This window comes from Streptomyces sp. NPDC047079, assembly GCF_040643755.1.
Classification (GTDB): Bacteria; Actinomycetota; Actinomycetes; order Streptomycetales; family Streptomycetaceae; genus Streptomyces.
Window position 1 is genome coordinate 248,043 of sequence record NZ_JBEYUZ010000004.1, and the last position, 23,295, is coordinate 271,337.

18 protein-coding genes and 2 pseudogenes are annotated in these 23,295 nt (G+C 69.6%); 10 read left to right on the forward strand and 10 right to left on the reverse strand.

What is annotated here, in order from left to right; genetic code table 11:
* Positions 1-35 precede the first annotated feature (35 nt).
* From ABZ823_RS08140 to ABZ823_RS08165, 6 genes are all read left to right on the forward strand, one after another.
* On the forward strand, positions 36-1,391 hold the full coding sequence (locus tag ABZ823_RS08140) for a condensation domain-containing protein (protein WP_361655888.1): 1,356 nt from the start codon (positions 36-38) through the stop codon (positions 1,389-1,391).
* Between the two features lie 115 nt (positions 1,392-1,506).
* Positions 1,507-3,081: a condensation domain-containing protein gene (locus ABZ823_RS08145; protein ID WP_361655348.1), complete on the forward strand. Its 1,575-nt coding sequence runs from the start codon at positions 1,507-1,509 to the stop codon at positions 3,079-3,081.
* A gap of 31 nt (positions 3,082-3,112) precedes the next feature.
* Positions 3,113-3,937: a hypothetical protein gene (locus ABZ823_RS08150; protein ID WP_361655350.1), complete on the forward strand. Its 825-nt coding sequence runs from the start codon at positions 3,113-3,115 to the stop codon at positions 3,935-3,937.
* Between the two features lie 96 nt (positions 3,938-4,033).
* A complete protein-coding gene (locus ABZ823_RS08155) occupies positions 4,034-5,491 on the forward strand; it encodes an MFS transporter (protein WP_361655353.1) in 1,458 nt (485 codons plus the stop codon).
* A 125-nt stretch (positions 5,492-5,616) separates the two neighbouring features.
* On the forward strand, positions 5,617-6,471 hold the full coding sequence (locus ABZ823_RS08160) for an alpha/beta hydrolase (RefSeq protein WP_361655355.1): 855 nt from the start codon (positions 5,617-5,619) through the stop codon (positions 6,469-6,471).
* Positions 6,472-6,842: 371 nt separating this feature from the next.
* The gene (locus ABZ823_RS08165) at positions 6,843-7,337 is read left to right on the forward strand and encodes a hypothetical protein (RefSeq protein WP_361655908.1); all 495 of its coding nucleotides are present in this window, start codon (positions 6,843-6,845) and stop codon (positions 7,335-7,337) included.
* Here the strand turns inward: ABZ823_RS08165 and ABZ823_RS08170 are convergent.
* Together ABZ823_RS08170 and ABZ823_RS08175 are read right to left on the reverse strand one after the other, a co-directional pair.
* Complete coding sequence (locus ABZ823_RS08170) at positions 7,326-7,790, reverse strand: SgcJ/EcaC family oxidoreductase (RefSeq protein WP_361655358.1); 465 nt, start codon at positions 7,788-7,790, stop codon at positions 7,326-7,328. The genes ABZ823_RS08165 and ABZ823_RS08170 overlap by 12 nt on opposite strands.
* Positions 7,791-7,805: 15 nt before the next feature.
* Complete coding sequence (locus tag ABZ823_RS08175; RefSeq protein ID WP_361655361.1) at positions 7,806-8,987, reverse strand: acyl-CoA dehydrogenase family protein; 1,182 nt, start codon at positions 8,985-8,987, stop codon at positions 7,806-7,808.
* A gap of 666 nt (positions 8,988-9,653) precedes the next feature.
* Here ABZ823_RS08175 and ABZ823_RS08180 point away from each other — a divergent pair.
* Positions 9,654-10,454, forward strand: coding sequence for a helix-turn-helix transcriptional regulator (locus ABZ823_RS08180; RefSeq protein WP_361655364.1), 801 nt, complete (start codon positions 9,654-9,656; stop codon positions 10,452-10,454).
* Positions 10,455-10,586: 132 nt separating this feature from the next.
* Here ABZ823_RS08180 and ABZ823_RS08185 read toward each other — a convergent pair.
* Both ABZ823_RS08185 and ABZ823_RS08190 read right to left on the reverse strand, forming a co-directional pair.
* Positions 10,587-10,805: pseudogene (locus tag ABZ823_RS08185) on the reverse strand (IS1380 family transposase); the annotation flags it as partial.
* A 141-nt stretch (positions 10,806-10,946) separates the two neighbouring features.
* Positions 10,947-12,056, reverse strand: a complete 1,110-nt coding sequence (locus ABZ823_RS08190; protein ID WP_361655367.1) for a hypothetical protein — start codon at positions 12,054-12,056, stop codon at positions 10,947-10,949.
* A 577-nt stretch (positions 12,057-12,633) separates the two neighbouring features.
* Here ABZ823_RS08190 and ABZ823_RS08195 point away from each other — a divergent pair.
* Positions 12,634-14,043: an FAD-dependent monooxygenase gene (locus tag ABZ823_RS08195; RefSeq protein ID WP_361655370.1), complete on the forward strand. Its 1,410-nt coding sequence runs from the start codon at positions 12,634-12,636 to the stop codon at positions 14,041-14,043.
* 478 nt (positions 14,044-14,521) lie between these two features.
* Here the strand turns inward: ABZ823_RS08195 and ABZ823_RS08200 are convergent, their stop codons facing one another.
* On the reverse strand, positions 14,522-15,118 hold the full coding sequence (locus ABZ823_RS08200; RefSeq protein ID WP_361655373.1) for a TetR/AcrR family transcriptional regulator: 597 nt from the start codon (positions 15,116-15,118) through the stop codon (positions 14,522-14,524).
* 296 nt (positions 15,119-15,414) lie between these two features.
* Between ABZ823_RS08200 and ABZ823_RS08205 the strand changes: the two genes are divergently transcribed.
* Together ABZ823_RS08205 and ABZ823_RS08210 are read left to right on the forward strand one after the other, a co-directional pair.
* On the forward strand, positions 15,415-16,716 hold the full coding sequence (locus ABZ823_RS08205) for a transposase (protein ID WP_361655376.1): 1,302 nt from the start codon (positions 15,415-15,417) through the stop codon (positions 16,714-16,716).
* 200 nt (positions 16,717-16,916) lie between these two features.
* Positions 16,917-17,175 (forward strand): annotated as a pseudogene (locus ABZ823_RS08210) (wyosine base formation domain-containing protein); the annotation flags it as partial.
* A gap of 430 nt (positions 17,176-17,605) precedes the next feature.
* On the opposite strand, the gene ABZ823_RS08215 reads toward ABZ823_RS08210, so the two are convergent.
* The 5 genes from ABZ823_RS08215 to ABZ823_RS08235 all read right to left on the reverse strand — a co-directional run bounded on the left by ABZ823_RS08215 (position 17,606) and on the right by ABZ823_RS08235 (position 23,225).
* On the reverse strand, positions 17,606-18,460 hold the full coding sequence (locus ABZ823_RS08215; protein WP_361655379.1) for a helix-turn-helix domain-containing protein: 855 nt from the start codon (positions 18,458-18,460) through the stop codon (positions 17,606-17,608).
* 19 nt (positions 18,461-18,479) lie between these two features.
* On the reverse strand, positions 18,480-19,310 hold the full coding sequence (locus tag ABZ823_RS08220; RefSeq protein ID WP_361655382.1) for a hypothetical protein: 831 nt from the start codon (positions 19,308-19,310) through the stop codon (positions 18,480-18,482).
* Positions 19,311-19,915: 605 nt separating this feature from the next.
* Positions 19,916-21,010 carry a carboxymuconolactone decarboxylase family protein gene (locus tag ABZ823_RS08225; RefSeq protein ID WP_361655385.1) on the reverse strand — a complete coding sequence of 365 codons (1,095 nt, stop codon included), beginning with the start codon at positions 21,008-21,010 and terminating at the stop codon, positions 19,916-19,918.
* A gap of 5 nt (positions 21,011-21,015) precedes the next feature.
* On the reverse strand, positions 21,016-22,668 hold the full coding sequence (locus ABZ823_RS08230) for a GMC family oxidoreductase (protein ID WP_361655388.1): 1,653 nt from the start codon (positions 22,666-22,668) through the stop codon (positions 21,016-21,018).
* Positions 22,665-23,225, reverse strand: a complete 561-nt coding sequence (locus ABZ823_RS08235; RefSeq protein ID WP_361655391.1) for a DUF5987 family protein — start codon at positions 23,223-23,225, stop codon at positions 22,665-22,667. The genes ABZ823_RS08230 and ABZ823_RS08235 overlap by 4 nt, the downstream gene beginning before the upstream one ends.
* Between the last annotated feature and the right edge of the window lie 70 nt (positions 23,226-23,295).

Genomic DNA, 23,295 nt, shown 5'->3' on the forward strand with positions numbered 1-23,295 from the left:
CCTCGCACGACAGATTTTGGAGTGTCACCGTGAACATGTATCCGCTGAGTTCCCGGCAGAAGGACCCGATGGGCATCCAGCGCTCACCGAAGCACGTCTGCGCACATGTGCTTCGCATCAAGGGCGAACTGGACGTCGACGCGCTCAAGGGCGCGCTCGACGATGTGGTGGCACGGCAGGAATCCCTGCGCAGCCGGGTCCACTACGACGAGAGCGGCATGAGCGGATCTCTGGAAGTGCTGCCGCCGATGCCGGTCCCGCTCGCCGTGCACGACGTTCCGGAGGTCCCCGGCCGATCCCGCGACGAGATCGCCGCCGAGCTGCTCCACGAGGTGAACGAAGAGTCGATGGACTTCCTTCAGGCGCCGTCGCTGCGCGCCGTCCTGCACCGATTCGACGACCAGGATGCCGTGCTCACCCTCCTGAGCCACCACCTCTACAGTGACGGCTGGTCGGTCGGCGTCCTCCGCAGCGAAATCGCGGCCTGCTACCGGGCCAGGGTGACCGGGGTGCCGCATACGCTGCCGAACCCGGTTCCGTACAGCGGGTTCGCCTCCTGGGAGCAGGAGTTCCTGCAGAGCGAGAAGGCGGCGCAGGCGCGCCGCTACTGGAAGGACAAGCTGGCCGGCGCCGCGATGTGTACGATGCCGGCCGACCGGCCCTACAACCCCGAGAACCAGTCGGCACGCACCGCGGTGCGGAACTTCTCGATCGATCCCGACACCCTCGCGAAGGTCACCGCGGGCGCGGCCCGGAACCGGTGCAGCATCTGGCATGTCTGCCTGGCGGCGTACATGGTGCTGATGGAGAAGATCTCCGGCCAGACCGACATCACGCTGATGACCGTGAACAGCGGCCGGCCGGCCAGGGAGTACTACGACACCATCGGGTTCTTCGCGAACCTCGTTCCCGTCCGGCTGGAGTTCGACGACTGCAAGACCTTCCTCGACCTCATGCTCTGTGCCCGCAAGGCGAGCGCCGAGGCCCAGCAGCACCAGCTGCCCACCGAGTCGCTCCTCGGGATGTACCCCACCCTGATGAACCCGCCCGGCGATCCGATGGTCCTGCCGGCCGGTTTCAACTACGTCAGTGCGCCGGCGGACCACCAGGACACTGATTTCACCACCAGCGTCGAACCGGTGACCCTGCCGGAAGAGGAGCCCGCCTCGTTCCGTCGCGGCGTGATCATCTGGACCTTCCTCGTCGTTCCGGGGGGCGACTTCCGCTGTGTCATCGAGTACGAACCCGACTCGGTGGACGCCGACACGGTCGACGGCTGGGGCTCTGACTTCGTCGAGCTGGTCCTGGCGATGGCCGACCGGCCGCAGCAGGCATGGAACCGCAGCCGATCCGAAAGGGCGGCGGCCCTCTCCGCACAGGATCACTCGTAGACCGCTACGAGTCGATCGACGCGAAGAAGGCCCACCACGCTAACCGTCGATCGTGACGCCGGGCGACCGTGGTGGCAATGACCGGCTGGATCGTGCTAATGGGAATGAGGTTGCCGTGTCCAATCCGTTCGAGGACGCCGACGCCCTGTACCGGGTTCTCGTGAACTCCGAAGGGCAATACAGCCTGTGGCCCGCCGACATCGCCGTTCCGGCCGGCTGGGTCACGGCGCACGACGCGGACTCCCGCTTGAATTGCCTGGAGTATGTCGAAGCGCAGTGGGCCGACATGCGTCCCAACAGCCTTGCCCAGGCTCCACGGACCCGGAAGGCCGACGACGCGTCCGCGCGGCGCCCGCTTTCGGCCAATGAGGAATTCATGTGCGCCTTCGACCGGGGTGACGACCTCGGCGTGTTCGGCCCGCGGGGCATCGTCCTGGCCGGCTGGCGCGTTCGCGGGCAGTTGGACGTGGCGACCGTGCAGCTCGCGTTGGACGATGTCGTCGCGAGGCACGAGGCGCTGCGCACGACCATCGTCAGGGACAAGGACGCCCCCTACGCCCGAGTCTCCCCGCCGTCTCCGGTGGCCCTCACCGTCGTCGACCTTCCGCCAGCAGCGGGTGAGGCCGACCGCGAGCGCCTGGCGCACGAGTTCCTCGACGAGGTCGACCGGCACGGCAGGCTCGGCGCCACGGAGCTGCCGTTGCTGCGAGTCACCCTGGCGCGGTTCGACGACGACGACGCGGTGTTCGTGCTCGTCACCAACCACCTGGCCAGTGACGGCTGGTCCATGCACGTGCTGATGCGTGACTTCGCCATCTGCTACGCGACCCGCCGGGGGCTGCCCGCCCCCGAGTTGCCGGTGATGCGCCAGCTCGGCGAGTACGCCCACTGGCAGCAGGAAGTCCGCAACAGCGAGTCGGCCGCCATCGCGCGCGAGTACTGGCAGGACACGCTGTTGGGCGGGGAGATGCTCATCCTCCCCACCGACCGGCCCAGGCGGTTGGACGTGCCACCGGTCTATTCGGTGTACCGCTTCGTGCTCGACCAGGAGCTGGCCGGCGCCACCACGGCGCTGGCCAAGTCGCTGCACAGCTCGCCGTTCATGGTCCTGTTCGCCTGTTTCAACCTGTTCCTGCACCGCAGGACAGGCGTGACCGACATCGTCTCTCCCGTCATCACGTCCGGCCGCACCGAGCCCGGTTTCGAGGACACGGTGGGGACGCTGTTCAACTTCCTGCCGATCCGGACCGACGTGTCCGGCTGTGCGAGCTTCGCCGACCTGGTGCGCCGGACCCGGGCCTCGTTGCTGGAGGCGTACTCCTACGAGCTCCCGTTCGGCGAGATCATCGCCAAGTCCGAACCGGAACTGATGGCGGGTCCGATCATGAATGTGAGGAGCGTCGTCTCCGCGTTCCAGATCTCCCAGTTCCCGCCGGAGACGGGAGCGGACGAGATCGGCGGCCTCCGCTTCTCCGCGCTCCGCCGGCGTCTGACGTCACTGGTCGACGTGTCGGAGATCCCGGACGGCAACCTGTGGGAACTGGACCTGCACCCGGACGGGGACGTGGTGGGCGTCGTGAAGTACAACAGCCTCGATTTCGACCTGTCGACCATCGTCGCGATGGTCGACGAGTACCGGGAGCTGCTGCTCGCGTCGCTGAAGTCCCCGGATGCGGCGTTGCCGAAGTAGGAATCCAGCGCGAGCCGGGAAGGACACGTCAATGCAGGCCGTCGTTGGTACCAAACCCCTGTGCAGCCGGCTCGGCTCCGGGGACGGAGCGGCCATCCTGGTTGCCGACTTCCAGCCACTCACCGCGGCGCCGCGGCTCAGCAGGCTGGTCGGTGACGCGGCCGTCGGTCACTCGGTCTACCAGGTGGATCCGCGCGGTGCGCTGTCCGGCGACCGGCTCTATGCCGCCCTGCCGGACCTGGCTGACGAGGCCGCTGCCCTCTTCCGCGCCGGCGAATCCTCCGCGGCGCCCGACCGACGTGTGTTCGTCGTGGCCCACTGCAGCTCCGCCGCCCTGTCCCTGCGGATCGCCAACCGGCTGGCCGGGGAGCGGGAGGTCACCGCCATCCTGGTGCAGCCGACCTGGCCCGATACGGACCATGTCACCGAGATCTTCGCCGAGTTCCAGGGGAAGCTGGGCGCGGGCCGCCGTCCCTGTCCTGACCTGGACGGCGATCCGTGGTCCTGCATCGCCGGGATGGAGCAGCTCATGAGCCAGGACCTGGCGGAGGTGGCGAAGCGGCTCGGCCTCAGCAAGCCCCCTCTCGCCTTCTCCGAGCTGCTGGTGTCGTACCGGACCTGGCTGGCCTTCCTGCTGGCCTGCCGCAACGACCAGCCCGTGAAGGTGCCCTCCGACGCGGTCGCGATCTCGGTGCTGACCGACGATCCGGGCTTCGTGCTGCCCGGGAGCGTTCCGGAACGGTGCCGGGTCACACCCCCGCCGCCCGCGCAGCGGCCCGACGCCGTGACGCCGGAGCTGGCCACGTCCGTGTTGGAGGAGGTCGACGGACAGACACTGGATCGGCACGTGTCGTAAAAACTGCGCCAGTAGCGTCGGACGGCCCAGTAGTGTTCGCGAAGCCGAAAGCGCCCAGGGCGGGCGCCCCTGACGGAACCGAGAGGGACGTTTCTCTTGACTAGTTTACAGAATTCGGCCACGGACACCGCACGCGTCTCCAGCCGCCGGATGTGGGCGATCCTGGGACTGGTGCTGGTTGTCGACGCTCTCGATGTGATCGATGGGACGATCACGAACATCGCGGCCCCCACCATCGCCGCCGATCTCCACGGCGGAGTGAGCCTGATCAAGTGGCTGGGGCCAGCGTACATGATCGCCATGGGCGTCCTGCTCCTGGTCGGCGGACGGCTGGGTGACAAGTTCGGCCAACGCAAGCTCTTCCTGCTCGGCATCGGCGGGTTCACCCTCGCCTCGGCACTGGCCGGGTTCGCCCCCGACCCGATCCTGATCATCATCGCCCGGATCGCCCAGGGGGCGTTCGGCGCTCTGCTCATCCCGCAGGGCATGGCGATCATGACGAAGGTTTTCAGCCCCGAAATGCTCGCCAAGGCGTTCGGCCTGTTCGGCCCGGTTCTCGGTGTTTCCGCTGTCGTCGGCCCGGTCCTCGCCGGAGTCATCATCGACGCGAACCTGTTCGGCCTGGACTGGCGCCCGGTCTTCCTTCTCAACATCGTCCTCGGCGTCGCCGGGCTGCTTCTGGCCGCCAGACTCCTGCCGCGCGACGACGGCGACCGGTCCACCGTCATCGACGGGTGGGCCTCCGGCCTGCTCGGGCTGGCCATGCTCGGGCTGCTGTACGGCCTGATCGAGGGCTCGACCAACGGCTGGAAAGCCGTGTCCATCGCCTCGATCGCCGCCGGCGTCCTGCTCTTCGTCGCCTTCGCCTACCGTCAGCGCACCGCGGCCAACCCGCTCATCGTGCCCTCGCTGTTGAAGAACCGGGGTTTCACCTCCGGAATGCTCGTGGGCCTGGTCTCGTTCGCCGCGGGCACCGGCCTGTTCTTCGTGCTGTCGCTGTTCATGCAGGAGGGGCTGCACGCCAGCCCGCGGACCGCCGCGCTCAACATGGTGCCGCTCACCGCGGGGCTCATCATCTCCACGTTCGCCGCCATGGGCGGCCTGGTCACCAAGCTCGGCCGCACGCTCGTCTTCATCGGCCTGGGCGTCAGCATCATCGGCAGCGGCTGGGTCCTGGCACTCGTCAACCACTACGGGACGCACGTCAGCCTGTGGGCGCTGGCCCCGGCGTTCCTGGTCATCGGCATCGGCACCGGCCTGTGCTACACCACGATCCCGACCGTCGCCCTCGGTGACGCGAAGCCTGAAGAAGCGGGCAGCGCCAGTGGCTCGCTCGGCTCGATGCAGCAGCTTTCCACGGCGATCGGCTCGGCCGGGGTCTCGTCGATCTTCTTCGAGTACGCGGCCTCCGGATACGGCCACGCGATGAAGGTCACTCTCGTCGTCGTCCTGGCCGCCACGGCCCTCAGCATCCCGTTCGTCACGCTGATGCCCCGTCAGGCGCCGGCAGGGCCCCCGGAAGGGGAACCGGCACCGGAGCCGGCGGCCGCATAGGGCGAGGACGGCCTTGCCGACGAGGTGTCTCCCACCTCGTCGGCAAAGCCGTCTTCCGGCGGCTGAAAACCATTACATCGATGGACCGCTGATGCCGTCGGCACCGGCTGTCCTGGAGGTTGACGATGAAATCGACAGTTGACACGTTCCGCACGCCCGAAGGCGTCACGCTCGGCGTCGAGCACTTCGGCGACGAGGCGGCGCCCCTGGTGCTGCTCGCGGGCGGCACGACCATGTTGTCCTGGCCCGACGCGCTCTGCGAGGCGCTCGCCCGCGGCGGACGTCACGTCGTCCGCTACGACCTGCGCGACGCCGGCGCGTCGACGACCGTCGACCCCGGCGCGCCCGCGTACACGCTCCGGGACCTTGCCGCCGACGCGGCCGCGCTGGCCCGCGGGCTCGACGACCGCCCCGCCCACCTGGCGGGCATCGGTGTCGGCGGGATGGTCGCCCAGGTGGCTGCCCTCGACCACCCGAAGGCGTTCTCCGCACTGACCCTCGCAGGGACGCGGTCCGTCGCCCCCGGCCCGGTCGACGACGACCTGCCCGACCACGACCAGGCGGCGATGAAGGAACGGTTCCAGCTCCCGAAGCCCGACTGGTCCGACCGTGCCTCGGTGGCGGAGTGGGCGGCTGCCGGAGCTGCCGTCTTCGGTGACGACCCCGACGCGGCACGGACCATCGCCGGGCGGATCTTCGACCGCACGCCGGGCACATCGCGCTCTGTCCAGATGGCCAACCAGCTTGGCACCGTGTTCGCCAGCCTGGACTGCGCGCCCCGCTGGCGCGAGCGCCTGCCCGAACTCGCGGTGCCGACGCTCGTGGTGCACGGTCGTCGCAACCGGTTCTTCCCGGTCGGCTGTGGTGAGGCGCTCGCGCGTGAGATCCCCGGCGCGCGGCTCCTCGTGCTCGAGCAGGCCGCGACCGCGATCCCCGCCGCGTCCGCCGACGAGGTCGGCAAGGCGATGCTCGAGCTCTGACCTCAGGGCCCTTCCCCACGCATAGGGCAGGGGGGCCGGGCGACCCGGCCCCTCCACACCACCACATGCGGGTCACGCATCCGCGGTTCATTGAGCTGATTTCAGTCGTTGCGGACCTTTGTTGGCCTGATGTCGTGAGTATGAGGCCGGGGCGGCGGACGACGGGTCAGGTGCCTTCGACCGGCCTGAGGTCGGGTATGTCGGTCAGCGCCGAGCTGGGTATCGACACTCGGTGTCGGGCCGGCCGGAACCGTTGCGCGGGAAGCCGTCGAAGCCGGCCGCCCGCGGCCGGCTGCACAACGGCACCTTCACCGCCCGGCCGTGATGTGCCTGCCCCGGCCCCGTAACCAAGCGGCCCCCGGCCCGGGTTGATGAAGTATGCCTACACAACCGTCCCGGCCGGGGACCACATCGAGTTTGCCTACCAGTGCCGGCTGCCGCTGTCCACGCAGACCCTGCGCTTCCCGACCGGGCTGTCGCGCACTCGCCTGAAGAAGATCGGGTCGCGGTGGCGCAAGCTCCCAGCGGGGCGGATCGCGGTGATCGTGCCGGCTGCGCTGCGGGACGACCAGCACCTGTCCGCCCTCGCCGGCGGCAACGCCATCTCGCGCACCACTGTGGACCGGTGGCTCAACGACGGATCACTGGTACTCACCGAGGGCCGCACCGGTCTGCCCGTGCGACGCGGCTGGTCAGCGAAGCACGAGCGGCACTGCCCGCCCGGCGCGCGACTCGGAGATCACCGCATTCCGCCACGACGACATGGTCAGCCCTGCAAGGTCTGGAAGTTGCTCCTGCAGCGGGCCGCGGACCAGGTCGGCGGTGATCTCCATCTCGGTGTCGGTCATGCGAAGTCACCGTACTGAGGCAGCCCCGCCCGGGGCGGGCAGCTTCAGCTGCGCGTGGCTGTTCTGGTAGGCGGCCAGCCGCCACTCCCCGTCTCGCCTGACCACCACCCAGGACGCCCGGATCGACTGCTCGTCCGGCACCTCGCTGTGGCCGGCCGGCAGCACCCCGCCCTGGGTGATCAGGATGCCGGAGTCCGCGCTGAGCAGGCGCAAGTCCAGCGGGCGTCCGGTGACCTGGGTGCCCTTGTACTGCCCGGCGAAGGACTCGACCAGGTAGGTGTGGATCGCGTCGCGGCCCTTGAGGTACATGCCGGGCAGGATCATCGTGCCGTCCTCGACGAAGACGTTGGCGAAGGACTCGGCGTCGTTGTAGGCCCAGGCCGCGACCACCTTCTGGGTCAGCGCGGCGATCGCCGCCATGTCAGCCTCGGGCGCGGCGGTACTCGACTCGGTGTGGGTGTCCGTGCTCATGTGCTCACTCCTGTCTCAGATGTAGGCGGTGTTCGGGTCAAGGCCGCACAGCACGCGTCCGTAGAGCTCTGCGTTCGTGTTCGGGTGCATCAGGGCGTGGAGCGTGACCGCGTTCAGGTCCCTGACATAGCGCTGGATCGGCACGCTGGTGTAGATCGAGGAACCGCCGCTGGCGGTGCCGAGGATGTCCGCCGCTTCCTTGGCCAGCCGACCGGTAGCGCCGAGGTCGGCTCGGGCCAGCGCGCGCTCGCCGACGTCCCACGCCGAGCCCTCGGCGCATTTGGCGTCGAGGGTGGCCGACAGCCGGTGCGCGTGGAACGCCGCCTCGTCGATCTTCATCGCCGCCTCGGCGATCTGCAGGTGGGTGATCGGCGCTTCGGACTGCTTCTCGTAGGCGGTGTAGGTGATCTTGCGGTCGGGCAGCCGCTTGACGAAGGCGTCCATCGCACCGCGGGCCATGCCGACCAGTGGTCCCACGGCGGAGGCCGAGGCCACCGGGAGCAGCGGTGCGCGGTAGATCGCCGAGTCGGCGTTCAGCTTGGACGCGGACTGGGCGTCCAGGATCGCCGGCAGCGGCAGTACGCGCTCGGCCGGGATGAACACGTCTTGCGCCACCGTGCTGACGCTGCCGGTGCCCTTCAGCCCGGTGGTGTGCCAGTCGTCCACGATCAGCAGGTCCGACATCGGCACCAGCGCGACGATCGGATAGGGCTGACCCTCCGGCGGCACCAGGATCGCGATGATCTCCTGCCAGTGCGCGTGCTGCGAGCCGCTCTGGAAGCCCCACTTGCCGTTCACGACGACACCGCCCTTGGCGGGGGTGGCGGTCGCCGACGGGCTCAGGGTCCCGCACACCCGGGCGTCCGGGCGAGCGAAGACCTCGTCCTGTACCTCGTCGGGGAACAGGCAGGCCATCCAGCCGGGAATCCAGTAGACCGAGGCCACCCAGGCCGTGGAGCCGTCCGCGCGGCCCAGCTCGGTGGCGACGTCGACCAGGGTCGCGCTGTCCGCCTCGAAACCGCCGTAGCGGGTCGGGACGCGCAGCTTGAAGACGCCGGCGTCGGTCAGCGCCTCGATCGATTCGTCGTGGATGCGCCGGTGCTCCTCGTTCCAGGCGGCGTGCCCGCGCAGCAGCGGCGCCAGCTCAGCCACCCGGCGCACCATTTCCTGTCTGGTCGGTACTTCGATGTCGGACACGGGACACCTCCTGGGGAAGGGGGATCTGTCGTCTAGGGCCGGCCGCCACCGGCACGGCGTCCGGGCCCCGCACGGTGAACCACACGCCCCTCACGACGGGCCGGATGATCCCTGACGTTAAGAGCCTTGGCATCGCCGTGTCGTCTCCGAGATTGCCGGCGCCGACCCGGGCGCCCGCCCGACTCGGGTCCCGGCGATTCCATGTCTCAAAGTGCTGACCTCAGGACCTCCCACCAGCGCCAGAGCCGCTTCAGTCCCACAACGGCATTCCGGGAGACGTTCTCGATAAGGGGTCTCTGCATGCTGATGCGCAGAGCTTGAGCACCGACAGGACATTCCGACGCGTCATTCGCCTGCCGCACGCGGACCCCAGCCGGCCGTCGCGGCCGGCACGGCGGGCGCCGCACCGCCCGCGCCCCGCCGACCCGCGGCCACGGACCAGGCGGTGCCGCGGCGACCCGCACGAAGCACATGCACTGATCCGCATCGAGAACCACCGATCCACCCGCATATCGCCGAGCCCAAGACCTGAAGACCCAGGTGAGGTCCGCCGACGCCCCAGGCATCACCGGACCCCCACTTCGCCGGTCTCGGAGACACCGGGGCACCGGACCTGCCCGGGCTCCGCCGACGGCGACCGTCGCACTGAGGAATCGGAGCCATGCCATGGACGAGACCGTGGAACAGGCGGTGCAGCGTGCCATCACCACGATGCACGACCGGCTCGGAGAGCCGGTGACCCTGGACGACATGGCGAAGGCCGCCATGTTCAGCAAGTTCCACTTCACCCGGGTCTTCCAACGGGTGACCGGCCTGTCACCGGGCCGGTTCCTGTCGGCGATCCGCCTGCAGCGGGCCAAGCAGCTCCTGGTGTCCACCGACCTGAACGTCGCGGACATCAGCTTCCTGGTCGGCTTCAACAGCGTCGGCACCTTCAGCTCACGCTTCAGCCGCAGCGTCGGAATGTCCCCGTCCCAGTACCGGAAGCAGGGCGGCTTCGCCACCCACCTCCCCGACCCGGCCCCGCCGGAGTCCACGGAGTCCGCCGCCGACACGTCTGCGTCGTTGGTCGAGGGCGTGGTGCGTGCGCACGAGGAGCGCGGCGGACCGGTGTTCGTCGGCCTGTTCCCCGGACGGCTCCCCGAGGGGGCGCCGGTTCGCAGCATGCTGCTGGAGCGCCCCGGCCACTACCAGCTGCACCGGGTGCCGAAGGGATCGTGGTACGTCCACGCACACCGGCTCGCGCATGACGTGCCGAACCCGTCGCGGGCAGTCGCGGCCGTGGAGCGCGAACCGATGATGGTCGGGTCGAAGGGGCCGATCGTCACCGGCCGCGAGGGGAACCAGACGGTGCGGAAGGTCGACGTGCTGCTGAGCTCGGCACGGATCATGGATCCGCCGGTACTGCTGGCGGTGCCCGACGCCCGGACCCTGGCCTCCCGGCTGGCGACGCGAGACGTCGGTTAGCCTCGATCCTGCCTGACGGTCAGTCGACGGAGTCGGTGGACCGTTTCGCTTTCTGTGGCTGAGGGCGGGCCTGCCGGCGGCCCGGGTGTCGCGTCGGCTGGGCGCCGGGTGCCACTGCTCCGGGCCGTGCGCGACGTCGGCGAGGAAGTCCCCGCCGAACGCGACCGCCGGCGCGAGGCCCAAGGCGACCTTGCCCGGGTCGTGGACGGCCGGCGGTTCGCGCCAGGGGGCGAGCGCTGCGGAGAGGGCCCGGTCGGGGCCGATGTTCGCGGGCATTTCGACCCGCAGGACCGACCCGGCCTGCGAGACCACGGCTCGGCCGTTGCTCTGGACGCGGAGCCTGGCGGACAGCCCGCTTCGTGAAGCCCGGGGCGAGGCGTGCTCTCGCCGGTTCGCGACGTCGCGGAATCCGCCACGAGGACTGGACCGGCAGGGCCGGGAAGATCAGCTGATTCGGTGAGCGTTCGGTGAGTGCCGGCGCGATGCGGCGGGTCAGGCCCGCCGGTACTCGCACCGTGCCGCACAGGCACCGGCCCACAGCCGCCCGGCCTCCCGCCGGGCGGCGACCATGCTCGCCCAGGCGGTGACCTCGATCAGGGCCGCATCAGAGCCCTGCCGCTCCCGGAACCACCCCACGACGGACTCCTCCACCTGGTAGGAGGCCAGAGCCGTGAGAAGCGCCAACCGCCCGACGTCCCGCTCGCGCTCTGACAGCGTCTGGACGGCCGCCTCCACCGCCGCCCGACCGTCGGCGCTCGGCAGCCCGTCGGAGGCGTCGACCAGCTGCCGTACCAGCTCTTGGACCCGGGGCGGCACCGACGCCTCGCCCGCGAGGTCGGCAGCCGCCGCGGCCCGCGCGAAGGCCTGTGCCACCACGTCATCGCCCAGGGCCCAGGCCATGTCCGGCGGCAGCGGCGCCGACGGCAGCAGGTCCAGCGACTCCCCGGGGTCGCCGACCGCCGGCGCCGCCGCCCGGATCAGGCTGCTGAGGAGGGCCGCCACCGGTCGCAGGGCCTTGCCGGGGACCCGGGGCGGCAGCGGCGCGCTGCCGAGAAAGATGTTCACCATCCGGTTCAGGTAGTGGAACAGAGTCGCCACCGCGACGAGTTCGCAGGTCTGCTCCGGGGGGAAGGGCGGCTCCGCGCCGCCGCCCGTCCGCGCGCACAGCGTGCCGGCGGCACCCATGGCCCAGGTCGCCACGTCCTGCAGCCGGCTGTCGTCGACCGAGCCGGGCCGGTCCGCGGCGACGGCCGCCGCCGAGCGGCCACGGATCAGGCCGTGCAGGGTGGCGCTGTGGACCGTCACGCAGAACGGGCAGGTGTTGCTGACCGATACCGCGGTCGCCACCGCCTCCTTGACGCTGCGACTGGCGCGGCGTGACGCCAGCAGCGCCTCGCGCATCATCACCCAACTCGCCGCCAGCAGGTCCGGGCAGGGGGCGTGGAGCAGGATCGGCGGGGCCAGCACCCCGAAGTCGTGCTCCACGCCCCGGTAGACGTCGGCGACGACGCCCCGCGCCTCGGGGTAACGGATCGGGGTCACGTACCGGACCTGCGCGAACGAACCCGCGCGCAGCCGTCGACGGATGAAGTCGCCGCTCACACTGATTGCCTTCCCCTCAGGCCGCAGCGGCAGGTCCAGGGCAAGCCCAACGCTCCTGGCCTCCCGCCGAAAACGCGGGAATCCTGGTATCAGGCAACTGCCACGCGCGCCGCCTCGGCAAACCGTTCTCCGGTGCGCCTGTCATGTCCTGCGGACGGCATCAGGGCACACGTGCATCATCGGGCGCCATGAGTTGCCGTTTCATCTTCGAAAACCACCTTGTGCCGAGAGCTGAGCGGTAGCCCGCACACGGGGGTGGCTCGGCTCTGCTCCTGACGGTCGTACAGGTCGTCGAACGTCATCGTGGCCGGGTGTTCAACGACGAGATCCACGCTCCCCTCGTCCATCGCGGGCACCGCCATGTCCCGTACGCGGCGGAGACCGGGACGCGCCCTGCCCATGCTCGCGAGGCCGATCCTTCGGCTGTCCAAGGACGCCGGCATCGATCACGGGCGATGAGGCGCACGCGTTCGATCCACTGCCGTCTCCCTGGCAACCGCGGAGATGCAGGCGCACGTGGCACAGCGGAACGATGGACGCACCGGCTGGCAACCTGACACACCCACTTGGAGAATCCGTGAGCGACTCTACGAAATCCCGCGCGGTGGTACTGGGTGGCAGCATTGCGGGCCTGTTCGCGGCCAGGGTGCTCGCCGACGCCTACGACGAGGTGCAGATCATCGACCGCGACAGGCTGCTCGGCGCCGAGGAGCCGCGGCGCAGCTGCCCGCAGGGCAAGCACATCAACGGCCTGCTGGCCCGCGGCCAGTTGGTCATGGAGGAGTTCTACCCCGGGATCACGCAGGAGATCTTCGCCGACGGGGTGCCCACCGGCGACCTGTGCGGCGATGTGCGCTGGTACTTCAACGGCGTGCGCATCAAGCAGGAGGACGCGGGTCTGACCTGCGTGGCGGCCAGCCGCCCGATGCTGGAGAAGCACATCCGCCGGCGCACCGCGGCGCTGCCGAACGTGGAGTTCGTGGAGGAGCACGGCATCCTCGGCCTGGCGACCACCCCGGACCGGGGCACCGTCGTCGGTGTGCGCGTGCTGGCAAACGGTCACGAGCACGAGCACACCATCGAGGCCGACCTGGTGGTCGACGCCACCGGCCGCGGGTCGCGCACCCCGGTGTGGCTGCAGGAGCTGGGCTACGAAACGGTCGAGGAGGAGAGCAAGAAGGTCGGCCTCGGCTACGTCACCCAGCACTACAGGCTCAAGGCCGACCCGTACGGCCACGACCTGTCGATCAACCCGGTCGCCAACGCCAAGCTGCCGCGCGGCGCGATCTTCACCAAGACCGACGGCGGCCGCGTCGAGCTGACCGCCTACGGCATACTCGGCGACCACCCGCCGACCGACCAGCAGGGCTTCTACGGCTTCGTGAAGACCCTCGCCGCGCCGGAGATCTGGGAGACGCTGCAGCACGCCGAGCCGCTGGACGAGCCGGTCGCCTTCCGCTTCCCCACCACACTGCGCCGCCGCTACGAGAAGCTGACCCGCTTCCCCAACGGCCTGGTCGTCGTCGGTGACGCGGTGACCTGCTTCAACCCGGTGTACGCGCAGGGCATGACGGTGGCGGCGCTGTCGGCGCTGATCCTGCGCGGACACCTGCACAGCGGGGCCGCGCCGCAGCCGCTGCTGTACTTCCAGGACCTGGCGAAGAACGTCATCGACCTGGCCTGGGAGATGACCAACATCGTCGACCTGAGCTTCCCCGGGGTCGAGGGCGAGCGCACGCTGCAGGTGAAGGCGGCGCAGAAGTTCCTGAAGCTGGTTCAGATCGCCGCGACCCGCGACAAGAAGGTCGCCGCCGCGTACATGCGCACGGCCGGCTTGATCGACAGGCCCGAGTCGCTGCAGAGACCCGCGTTCATAGCGCGAGTGCTGTGGAACGCGCTGCGGGGACCGGCCAAGAGTCCGACGCCGCCGCCGCTGGTGCCGATCAGCCCGGTGGAGACCTGGTCCGCACAGACGACGGCGGCATAACCCGCGGCGCGCGTCGCGGAATCGCCCCAGTCGACTGTCGACTGGGGCGACCGGCGTGTGTGCCCGGCATGGGCGATCGCCTGGGTTGGCAATCCCCGAGGCGAGAGGTGGTGCCGGCCCCGAGCCGGAGGCAAAGGGCGTCATCGTGTGAGGGGGACCGGAGGATCCCCGAGGCGAGATCCGGGTACTGAGGAGCACGGACAACGCATGAGCTTTTTCTTCGGTCTTCGCGGGCTGTCAGGCAGCGCGGCGGCCGGCGCGAACGCCAGGCCCGCCAGGACGCAGGCGATCGGAGTGTCCTTGGCGACGGTGCCCAGCAGGGTGTCCCCGACGTCGTCACCGATGGCCATGTCCACGAACCGCGCCGACCAGGAAGTGGCGGCGATCAGGAGCGCGTTGCGGAACCTCGCCACGGGCCTTCACAGAACGCCCAAGGGGAACCTCCGCGTGGCCCTGTTTGCCGGACGGTGGTGATGTCTCAGGCCGATTGTTCCGCTGACACGCCCGTCAGGGCCAGGTGCCACAGACGTTCGAGCTGCTTCACGGTCCCTCCGTGCCCGGGCTCGGTCTTCGGCCTGCTGCGCAGGTGTGCCTCGGCGCCATTGGTCAGGTACTCCACCAGGGCGGTGACGTCCTCGGGCGGGGCACTGCTGCGGAGCTGGCCGGCTGTGTGAGCCTCGTCGAGGAGCTTCTGAACGGCCGGGAGCCAACTGTTCGGCCATGACGACGGAGCAGTCCGTTCCCGGGCGAGACGGGCGGCGGCACGAACCGAGGGCTCTGCCTCCAGGAGCCGGACCAGGTCGAGCGTGAGGTCGGCGACCCGGGTGAGCGGTGGTGCCGTCTGCGCGATGACGTGCTGTACGGCCTCTTTTATGAGAATGCCGCCCTCTTCCTGTACGGCATCCGCCATCTCTGCCTTTGTCGCGAAATGGAAACTTAATGAGCCCATGGACACGCCTGCGGCTTTGCTGATTCGAGAGAACGAGGCACCGTCATAGCCGTCCTGGTCAAACTCGATGGCGGCGGCCCGGATGATGGCAGTACGCGTCCGTAGAGCTCTGTCTTGTTTCACCATATTTTCTCCGGCTGGGTGCTTGTTGATGGATGCAGGAAGGTGTGGGTCCAAGTCAACAGGCCCGCACACAGGTCAATTTGTCCAATTTTGCACCGGTTCGAGAACCAGCAACGCCGTTACCGGATCTTATCCACTTGCTTACTTTTGCGTGGTTGAATACGGCTATGTCGGTTCTTGGCATGTATCGAGGTGGCGAAGTGGGAAGCTGCCCCTGTCGCGGACTAGAAAAATGAGGGTACCCGTTTTATTTTTGCACCTCGGCAGATGCTTGCTCTTGCGAGGATGGGGGAGATGCCATGGAGACGCCTGCCAGGACTCTGACGCAGGCCTCACTGCCCGCGTTCGCCCGGAGGTTATTCGAGCACCTGCCGAGGGCCGATCAACGCCGCTGGGCGCACATCTATCTGGAGGGGCTGCTCACTGCGCCGGGAAAGAAGTCCGTGCGGCGTATTGCCGCGGCGGCCTCGGAATCTCGCACTGCCCCCCAGTCGCTGCAGAAGTTCATCAACACGAGCCCGTGGGACTGGATGCCCGTCCGGGAGGAACTGGCCCGTTGGGTCGAGCAGCAACTGCCCTTGCGGGCGATGGTGATCGACCAGGCCATCCTGCGCAAGCGCGGGCAGCACTCCTGCGGAGTGCACCGCCGCTACCTGGCTTCCACAGGGCGCTCGGTGACCTGTCAGGTGGGCGTCGGGGCTTTCCTGGCGTCCGACGACGCCGCTCTACCGGTGGACTGGAGCCTGTTGCTTCCCCGGGCGTGGACCAGGGATCCGCTGCGGCGGGCGCGCGCCCGCATACCGGACGAGGCGCGGGCCTGGCCGTTCGCGACGCACGTGCTGGAACTGGCCGGCCCGGGCGCCGCAGGTGCCCGGTCGAGGCCACTGCCTGTTGTGGCCGACCTGGACAGCTCATCCGGTGCGAGCGTGGTGATCGGCCGACTTGCCCTGATGGAGCGCGAGTTCGTCACTGCCGTGCCGGGAAACCTCAAGATTCTCGGGTGCTGCCCGAGGACGCCCTGCCATGTCAGCGCCTCCTTCCACGGGCCGCTCCTGTCGGCCTGCACTCTCCATGATCGCGACCCGGGCTTCCCGGTCCGCACCGAGGATGTGGCCGGGATCGGTCACCTCGGCGCCGAGACGGTGACGTCCTGCTTCGTGCACGTGCCCGAACAGAGTTCCGGAGCGACCCTGCGCACCTACCGGCTGCTCGCGGTGCGCAACGGCGCGAAGGGCCGCTCGGCTCAGCTGTGGCTCACCAATATGCTGGACACCTCTACGGAGGATGTACTCGCTTTGGCAGGATTGCTGTCCCGCACGGCAGGGGCGGTGCGGGACATGGAGGAGCACGTCGGCCTGCTCGACTTCGAGGGGCGTTCCTACCCCGGATGGCACCATCACATGACCCTGGTGTCCGCGGCTTACGCACACCGCCTGCTCAGCTCCGCCCCGAGACGGGAGGGCTCTCGCTTGCTGCAGCGTGAGGGAATGCCCTTGCGTACGCGGCAGCCGGGTGGTGATCGCACACTTGGCCCGCTGCGGTACGACGAGCGCGGCCGCGTCGTCTTCGATGAAGATGCCCTGGTGCACCGCACCCGCTGAGCCCGGATCCACCGGCCGATATCCGGCGGTGATGTTGCCGGGAACGAGGAAGTGCCCTGCGACTGCCACGCGGGGAGTCTCCACGCTTCGGGCACGTACGACCGACAGGGCACTTCCGAGATGCGATCTCCCCATGCCGCGGCGAAGGTCTCCGCACCGTCCGATGGTCCGAACCTGATCGCGAACGGCGGGCTCGCCCGACCCCGCCCGCCGCGCCCTTCCGCTTCGAGCTCACCGCATCTTCGGGCGAGCCGTGGAGCGTTGGTGCAGAGGACGCCCAGACGATCAGCGGCCCCGCGCAGGACTTCCGCCTGCTGGGCGTCCGGCGCCGCCACCACGACGACCGCCCTGACCGCCGCCGGCGAGGACGCCGAGCAGTGGCTGGACGTCGCGCAGGCCTACCGCGGCCCCGTCGGCGAAGGCCGCAAGCTGGGCCAGTCCGTACCCGCGGAGGACTGAGCCGCGGCATCCGGGTCGTCACCTGGCAGCTCTGCGGACCTGGTCCGTCGCGGCGACGTCACGGAACGGGCCCTGCCGTGCCGGTGTTTCGCTGTTTCGCGCCGTGAGAGGGCTCGCGGCATCCGCCGTTGAGCCGCCGGCCGCAGCGCTGGACCGGCGGCGCCGCGCACGGGTGGCAAGCCGCCGTGGCTGGTGAGCTGGAGCCCGGCCGCTGTGCTGACGACGATGGGTGCCATCGGGCGCGGTCGCCACGCCGGGACGGCACCATCCTTGGACCGGGCCGTCCCCAGCGGCCGCTCGACCGTCGCCGGCCGGACCGGAACGGGCAGGGCATCATCAGGCCGATCAGGTTGCGCTCAGCCGCAGGCCGAACGGCGGCGCGGGCTCGGAGGCCGCTTGTGCGCCCGGGGCCGGCCGGGGGAGGAACCGGTCACAGACCGGCTGCCGATGACCGTGGCACGGGCGCACTGATCGCGGCCGCCACACGCCGGCGGCTCGCTGCCCCGGACGTGGTACGTGCTGCCCTGCTGCCGGGCACGGCGATCAGCACCGGCGGATCCAACAGGCTCGCCGGGCGGAGGACGACGTCGGCAGGCATCAGCAACACCTCGGGCCGGACCGTGACGGGCCCGTATCGTCCAACGGAAAGGTTCTCCGAGGCTCCCCGTCCGCGCCCGGCCAGGACGGACGGGCTTCCATAGGGAACGGAGGCCGCCAGCAGATACCAAGTGCCCGGCCTGACCTCGTGCAGTTCGAACGGGCCGGGCCCGTCCATGATGGTGCACTGAACGGGGTTGCCCTGAGGTATGGGGCTCGCGAAGAGCCCGACGAAGACCTGGCCCAGGGGCCGGTCCGCGGGCAGCACGATGCGACCCTGCACGGAGAGGGAGGGGGCCGCACCGGGCCCGGCGCCGCTCCCACGTGACGGCTGTGCGCTCACGCTCCTGAAGTCCCCGTCCAGCTCTCGGAATCTGCTGGGCGGCAGACCGACGCATTCTTTGAATCGTGAACTGAATGTCCCCACACTGCTGTACCCGACCTGGGCGCTGATATCTGCCACGCTGCGGTCGGTACTGACAAGAAGGCGCTTTGCCTCCTGGATGCGGAGCGCGGACAAAAAGCGTCCCGGGGAGATACCGGTCACCTCCCGGAACACCCGGGTGAAGTGGAATTTGCTGAACCTTGCAGTCCTGGCCAGGTCGTCGATGGTCAGGTCCTGATCAAGGCGATCATGCATATCGTTGATGACCCGGAGGATTGCCATCTCCATGGAGGCGGTGGTCATGGATACCCCTTCGAAGACTTCAGCCGCGGGAACGGCCCGCGGGCACCGGATGGATCCTCTTCTTTTCCGAGAGTTCCTCGGCGAAGCGCCGCCAGGTGTCCGAGCACTTCATGGCGATTTCCGCCACGGTCTCCGTGCAGTGCGGAGGGACGTTCTCTACGAGTTTTTTCCAGGCATCATCGGTGATGAAATGGCCGTGGAGCCAGCGGAGGAAATCCCGCCCGGATTGCGAGTCCCGGAGGGACGGGTTGTTGCGCAGAATCCGCAAGAGGTCCCGAGACGTGCGCGCCGTCGTGGGCCGGGCGGAGCGCACCTGGGCGTGCCAAGCAGTGGGCGTGTGCGGGGACACCATGCGCGGCTGAGCGTCGGGGGGCCGCTCCTCCTCCCTGCGCAGGCGCTCCCGAACGCTTTGGGCGGTGCCCAGCGATGGCAGCCCCCTCTCCTGTGCAATCGGTCTCAGCAGCCTCTCGGGGGTGTTGGCCAGGGGATTGGCGGTCTGTCCGCGCTCGGCGGTGCAGGCCGGCGGAGGCAATATGCCACCGCCGCCGACGGGGAGGTTCGGCCGCGGTGAATCGGCAGCCGCATGCCGGCGAACCTCGGTTACGACTCCGACATCGAGGCCGGTGTAGACGGCGACGCTCCGGTCGGACATGGAGGGGAAGCTGGTGAGGATACGGCGGACGGCCGCCCTGCGGTCGGCGAGCGACAAGAGCAGACCGTCAGCGATGTTCCGGGTGACCGACTGGATGAATGCCTCGGCCTCGCAGCCGTCGAAGAACTGGGAATCGACCGTATCCAGTCCGAGTATCACCGCCGCCCTGACGCGATGCATTCCGTCGATTACCCGCATGGAGGGGCGGTGAACGAGTATCGGTGGCAGTGATGAGTAGACTTCGGCAAGGTGCTGCGCGTGAGCCTCGTCGACCCCGTTCAGCCGCGGAGAATCCGCGGGTGAGAGGTCTTTCACGTGTACGGGCTGCGTGAAGTAAGGCGGTTGTTCCCTCATTTTTGCAGCGACGCCCCTCACGGGTTCCTCCGAAACGAGTTGCCGGCCTATCGCCAAACCAGGCGGGCCGGGTTGGCTCAGTGAGCAAGCTACGATCCGAACCTACCCGTTACCCGCTTCTCTGTAAGCCGTTCGACGATCCGAAGCGGCAACTCTGGCTAGTCCTTTCGGAATGCATCGCTCCGTGAGATACCCCAACTGACAGGTAACTACAGACGGCTGATGCCCGGCAGTCGCCCGGACTCCTGCATGGCCCCCGCTGTTGCCATCCTGTGCAGATGACCGGTCTCCACGCCACCGTCCCGACCCCGGCGAAGCTAGGAGATCCGGGTCACGTCTGGCGGCATCCGGTGGGAGGTTCACCTGCGTGAGGGGGAGGGCCGGTGACGTGCCAGGGCCGCGGGGCGCCGCCCCGCCCACCACGGGAACGGGACGGTCCAGCTTCGCGATCAGGCGCCATGCCCATCTTTCGCGTCGAGTCCCACCGGCAACCAGCTACCGGTCCGGCGGGCCGCGGAAAGCGCCGCCCAGGAGGCCAGCGCCACCAGGTCGGCGTCGTCCGGCCGGTCCTTTCGGTAGGCCTCGACGACCGTGGCGTCGATCTGGTGCGAGGCGAAGGCGACGAGCAGGGCGAGCCGGCCCGCCGGGCGGTCGGCCGGCGGCAGCGCTGCGAGCGGGGATTCCACCCAGCTGCGGCTGAGCCCGCGCGGCAGGCCGTCCCAGTCCTTGAGCTCCATGTCAAGCAGGTCCATGACACTCGGGGCTACCACCTCCCGCGCTGCCCGGTCCACCGCGTCGGCGGCTCGCGCGAAGGCCTGCTCGATCGTCCGGTTCGGCCTGGCCCAGGCGAGGTCTGCCGGCACCGGCGCCTGCGGCAGCAGATCGAGTGAGGCGCCGGCCTCGCCGATCCTCCGGCCCGCCCCGCGGATCACGTGGCTGAGCACACGCTGCACCATGCCGAGCCCGGCCCGCGGCGCGCTCGCCGGCATCGGCGCGTCCTCCAAGAAGGTGTTCACCATCCTGTTGAGGTAGTGGAAGAGCACCGCCACACCGGCGTACTCGGGAGCCTCCTGCGCAGTGAAGGGCACGTGTGGGCCCTCGCCCGCCCGCGGCCGCAGGGCAGCCGCCGTCGCCCAGACCGCTGCCTCGCGCAGCCGCGTCCCGGCCACCTCCGCGACCCGTCCGGCGGCGATGGTCCGCGCGTCTTGGCCGCCGACCAGGCCGTGCAGCGTGGCGCTGTGCACGGACACGCAGTACGGGCACGTGTTCACCGCCGAGACGGCCGCGGCCACCGCCTCCCGCACCGCGCGGTCGACCAGGCCCGGGGCGATCAGCGTCTCCCGGAGCATCAGCCATGCCGCCGTCATCACCTCGGGGGCGGGGGAGTGCAGCGCCACCGGCGGCGCCAGTACGCCGAACTCCCGCTCCATCTGCCGGTACACCTGGGCGGTGAGCCCGTCCGCGTCGCCTGGCCGGACCGGGGTGACAAGGCGGATCTGGGCGAGCGCGAGTCCGCGCATGGCGCGCGCGGAGATCCGGGCCACGCCGGTCACCCCAGGACCGCGCGGGCGGCCGCAGCCGTGCCGCGCCGGGCCGCGCCCCCGCCGTCCGGCGCGGGCGCGCCGTAGCGGACATCGACCCCGCGTTCCCGCAGCGCGCGCACGATCCCGGGCACCGCCCGTTCGGCGAGTGCCGCGATGGTGAAGGCCGGGTTGACCGTCAGGGCCCCGGGTACGGCCGAGCCGTCGGTGACGAAGATGCCCGGGTGCCCGCGCAGTTCGTGCCGGTCGTCGAGCGCCGAGGTCGCCGGGTCGTCGCCGATCCGGCACGACGAGAGCGGGTGCACGGTGTACGCGCCGATCACGTCGTTGGTCCACGGCATCACCCGGGACAGCCCGTTGTGCTCGAGGATCTGCCGGACCGCCGCGTCCGAGACCTCCCAGCCCCGCAGCGTGTTCGCGGTGGGCCGGTAGCGCAGGCGGCCGAAGCCCAGCAACTGCTGCGAAAGCCGCTCCGAGTTGCCGGTCGGCGGCGGCGGACCGAACACCCCCTCGTTGTCGTCCTCCGACATGGTGAAGACCGTCAGCCAGGAGCGCCACTTGCGCAGCAACTCCTTCTTCTCCGGCCCGTACCAGGTCGGGCCCGTCGCGTCCGGGACCTGCGCCAGTATGGTGCCGAAGCCGGGCGGGAAGTACAGTTGCTCCAGGGAGAATCGCTCGTACTCGGGCAGCTCCGCGTCGAGGCGGTCCCAGGACGCGACGACCGGTCCGCGGCCGATCTGATAGGCGCCGTACGCGTTCTCTTCGTCGCGGGAGAGCCCGAGCAGTTCCCTGACCTTGTCCTCCTCGAGCACTGCGGTGTTCAGCCGTTCGCCGTTGCCGGAGAAGTAGCGGCCGACCGCGTGCGGCATCGTGCCGAGCTCGGCCTCGGAGCGCTGCAGGATGACAGGGGTGGCCGCGGTGCCGGCCGCGAGGATCACGACCTTCGCGTCGATGGCGCCGGAGCCTGTCTGCTGCCGGTAGTCGACCTCGTGGATCGTGTTGTAGTGCACCCGGTAGCCGCCGGTGTCCAGCCTGGTGATCTTCTGCACCTCGTGCAGAGGCCTGATCTCGGCACCGTGCGAAAGGGCAGCGGGCAGGTAGTTGAGCAGCAGGGAACGCTTGGCGTCGAACCGGCAGCCGGACATCATCCAGTTGCAGTTGGTGCACAGGCTGGTGTCCACGGCGGACGGCGAGGGGTTCGCGGTGTGCCCGGCGGCCTTGCACGCCGCGGCGAAGACCCCGCCGATGTAAGGCACCTCGTCCCACGAGGTGGAGGTGATCGGCAGGGCCTCGGCCACCCGGTCGTACCAGGGTTCGAGGGCGTCGCGGTCGATCACGGTCGGCCACATCCGTCGGCCGATGGAGCCGTGCCGCTCGAAGACGAAACGCGGGGCGCGCGGCATGGTGGCGAAGTAGACGACGCTGCCGCCGCCCACGCAGTTGCCGCCGAGCACGCTCATCCCGTCGCCGACCACGAAGTCGAACACGCGGGTGGCCGAGGAGCCGAACTTGAAATCGTGGTCGAAGTCCTCGGCGCGCAACCAGGGCCCGCGCTCCAGTACCGTCACCCGCGCCCCGCCCGCGGCGAGATGGTAGGCGGTGATCGCGCCGCCGAAGCCGCTGCCGACGATCAGGACATCCGTGGTTTCGGTGGCGTTCACGCGGGGCTCCCGGTGGGGTCGGTGTCGGGGTGTATGTCGGCCAGCTGCCGACCGTAGGAGTAGGCCGGGAAGCGCCACAGCCCGTCCTCGCCGGGCGGGGCGAAACCGAGGGTTGCCAGGCCCGGGTGGCCGGCCGCGATGGCGTCCGCGGTGTGCATGTGCGCACCCGTGTCGAAGGCCATGAAGCTGAACATCGCAAGGCCGGCCCACATGGCGCGCTCCGGGTGTTCGGGCGCGAGCAGTTCACCGACCAGCGCCAGCCGTTCGTCGTAGCGGAGTCCGACGAACGGCTCACGCTCGTCGGGGGGCAACCCGTGGTCGGTGCGGAACCGGACGGCGTGTTCGTCGAGCGTTCTGGCCAGGTCGTCGAGTGCCGGGGCCATCCCGCCCTCGGGCGTTTCGAGCACGGCGATCACGCCTGACGCCACCGCGCCCCCGCCCGCGCTCACCCCGGCCACCGCACGGTCGTCCGGATGGCGCTTCTCACCGGGGATGATCGTGTCGGCGAAGGCTTCGAGGACTGCGTTCCTCGACTCCGGGCCTTCCGGCTCTGGCATGGCGGACTCCCTCGGACGCGGCGAAAGCCGTCTGGTGGTCTACGTCAGTGCGCTTGGGTACGTGTGGCGT

Coding starts and splice junctions, on each gene's coding strand:
- ABZ823_RS08205 (WP_361655376.1), top strand. CDS start 15,415: ATGGAGACGCCTGCCAGGACTCTGACGCAGGCCTCACTGCCCGCGTTC.
- ABZ823_RS08200 (WP_361655373.1), bottom strand. CDS start 15,118: ATGGTGAAACAAGACAGAGCTCTACGGACGCGTACTGCCATCATCCGG.
- ABZ823_RS08140 (WP_361655888.1), top strand. CDS start 36: ATGTATCCGCTGAGTTCCCGGCAGAAGGACCCGATGGGCATCCAGCGC.
- ABZ823_RS08170 (WP_361655358.1), bottom strand. CDS start 7,790: ATGAGCACGGACACCCACACCGAGTCGAGTACCGCCGCGCCCGAGGCT.
- ABZ823_RS08235 (WP_361655391.1), bottom strand. CDS start 23,225: ATGCCAGAGCCGGAAGGCCCGGAGTCGAGGAACGCAGTCCTCGAAGCC.
- ABZ823_RS08215 (WP_361655379.1), bottom strand. CDS start 18,460: ATGACCACCGCCTCCATGGAGATGGCAATCCTCCGGGTCATCAACGAT.
- ABZ823_RS08165 (WP_361655908.1), top strand. CDS start 6,843: ATGAAGTATGCCTACACAACCGTCCCGGCCGGGGACCACATCGAGTTT.
- ABZ823_RS08160 (WP_361655355.1), top strand. CDS start 5,617: ATGAAATCGACAGTTGACACGTTCCGCACGCCCGAAGGCGTCACGCTC.
- ABZ823_RS08150 (WP_361655350.1), top strand. CDS start 3,113: ATGCAGGCCGTCGTTGGTACCAAACCCCTGTGCAGCCGGCTCGGCTCC.
- ABZ823_RS08220 (WP_361655382.1), bottom strand. CDS start 19,310: ATGCGGGTAATCGACGGAATGCATCGCGTCAGGGCGGCGGTGATACTC.
- ABZ823_RS08180 (WP_361655364.1), top strand. CDS start 9,654: ATGGACGAGACCGTGGAACAGGCGGTGCAGCGTGCCATCACCACGATG.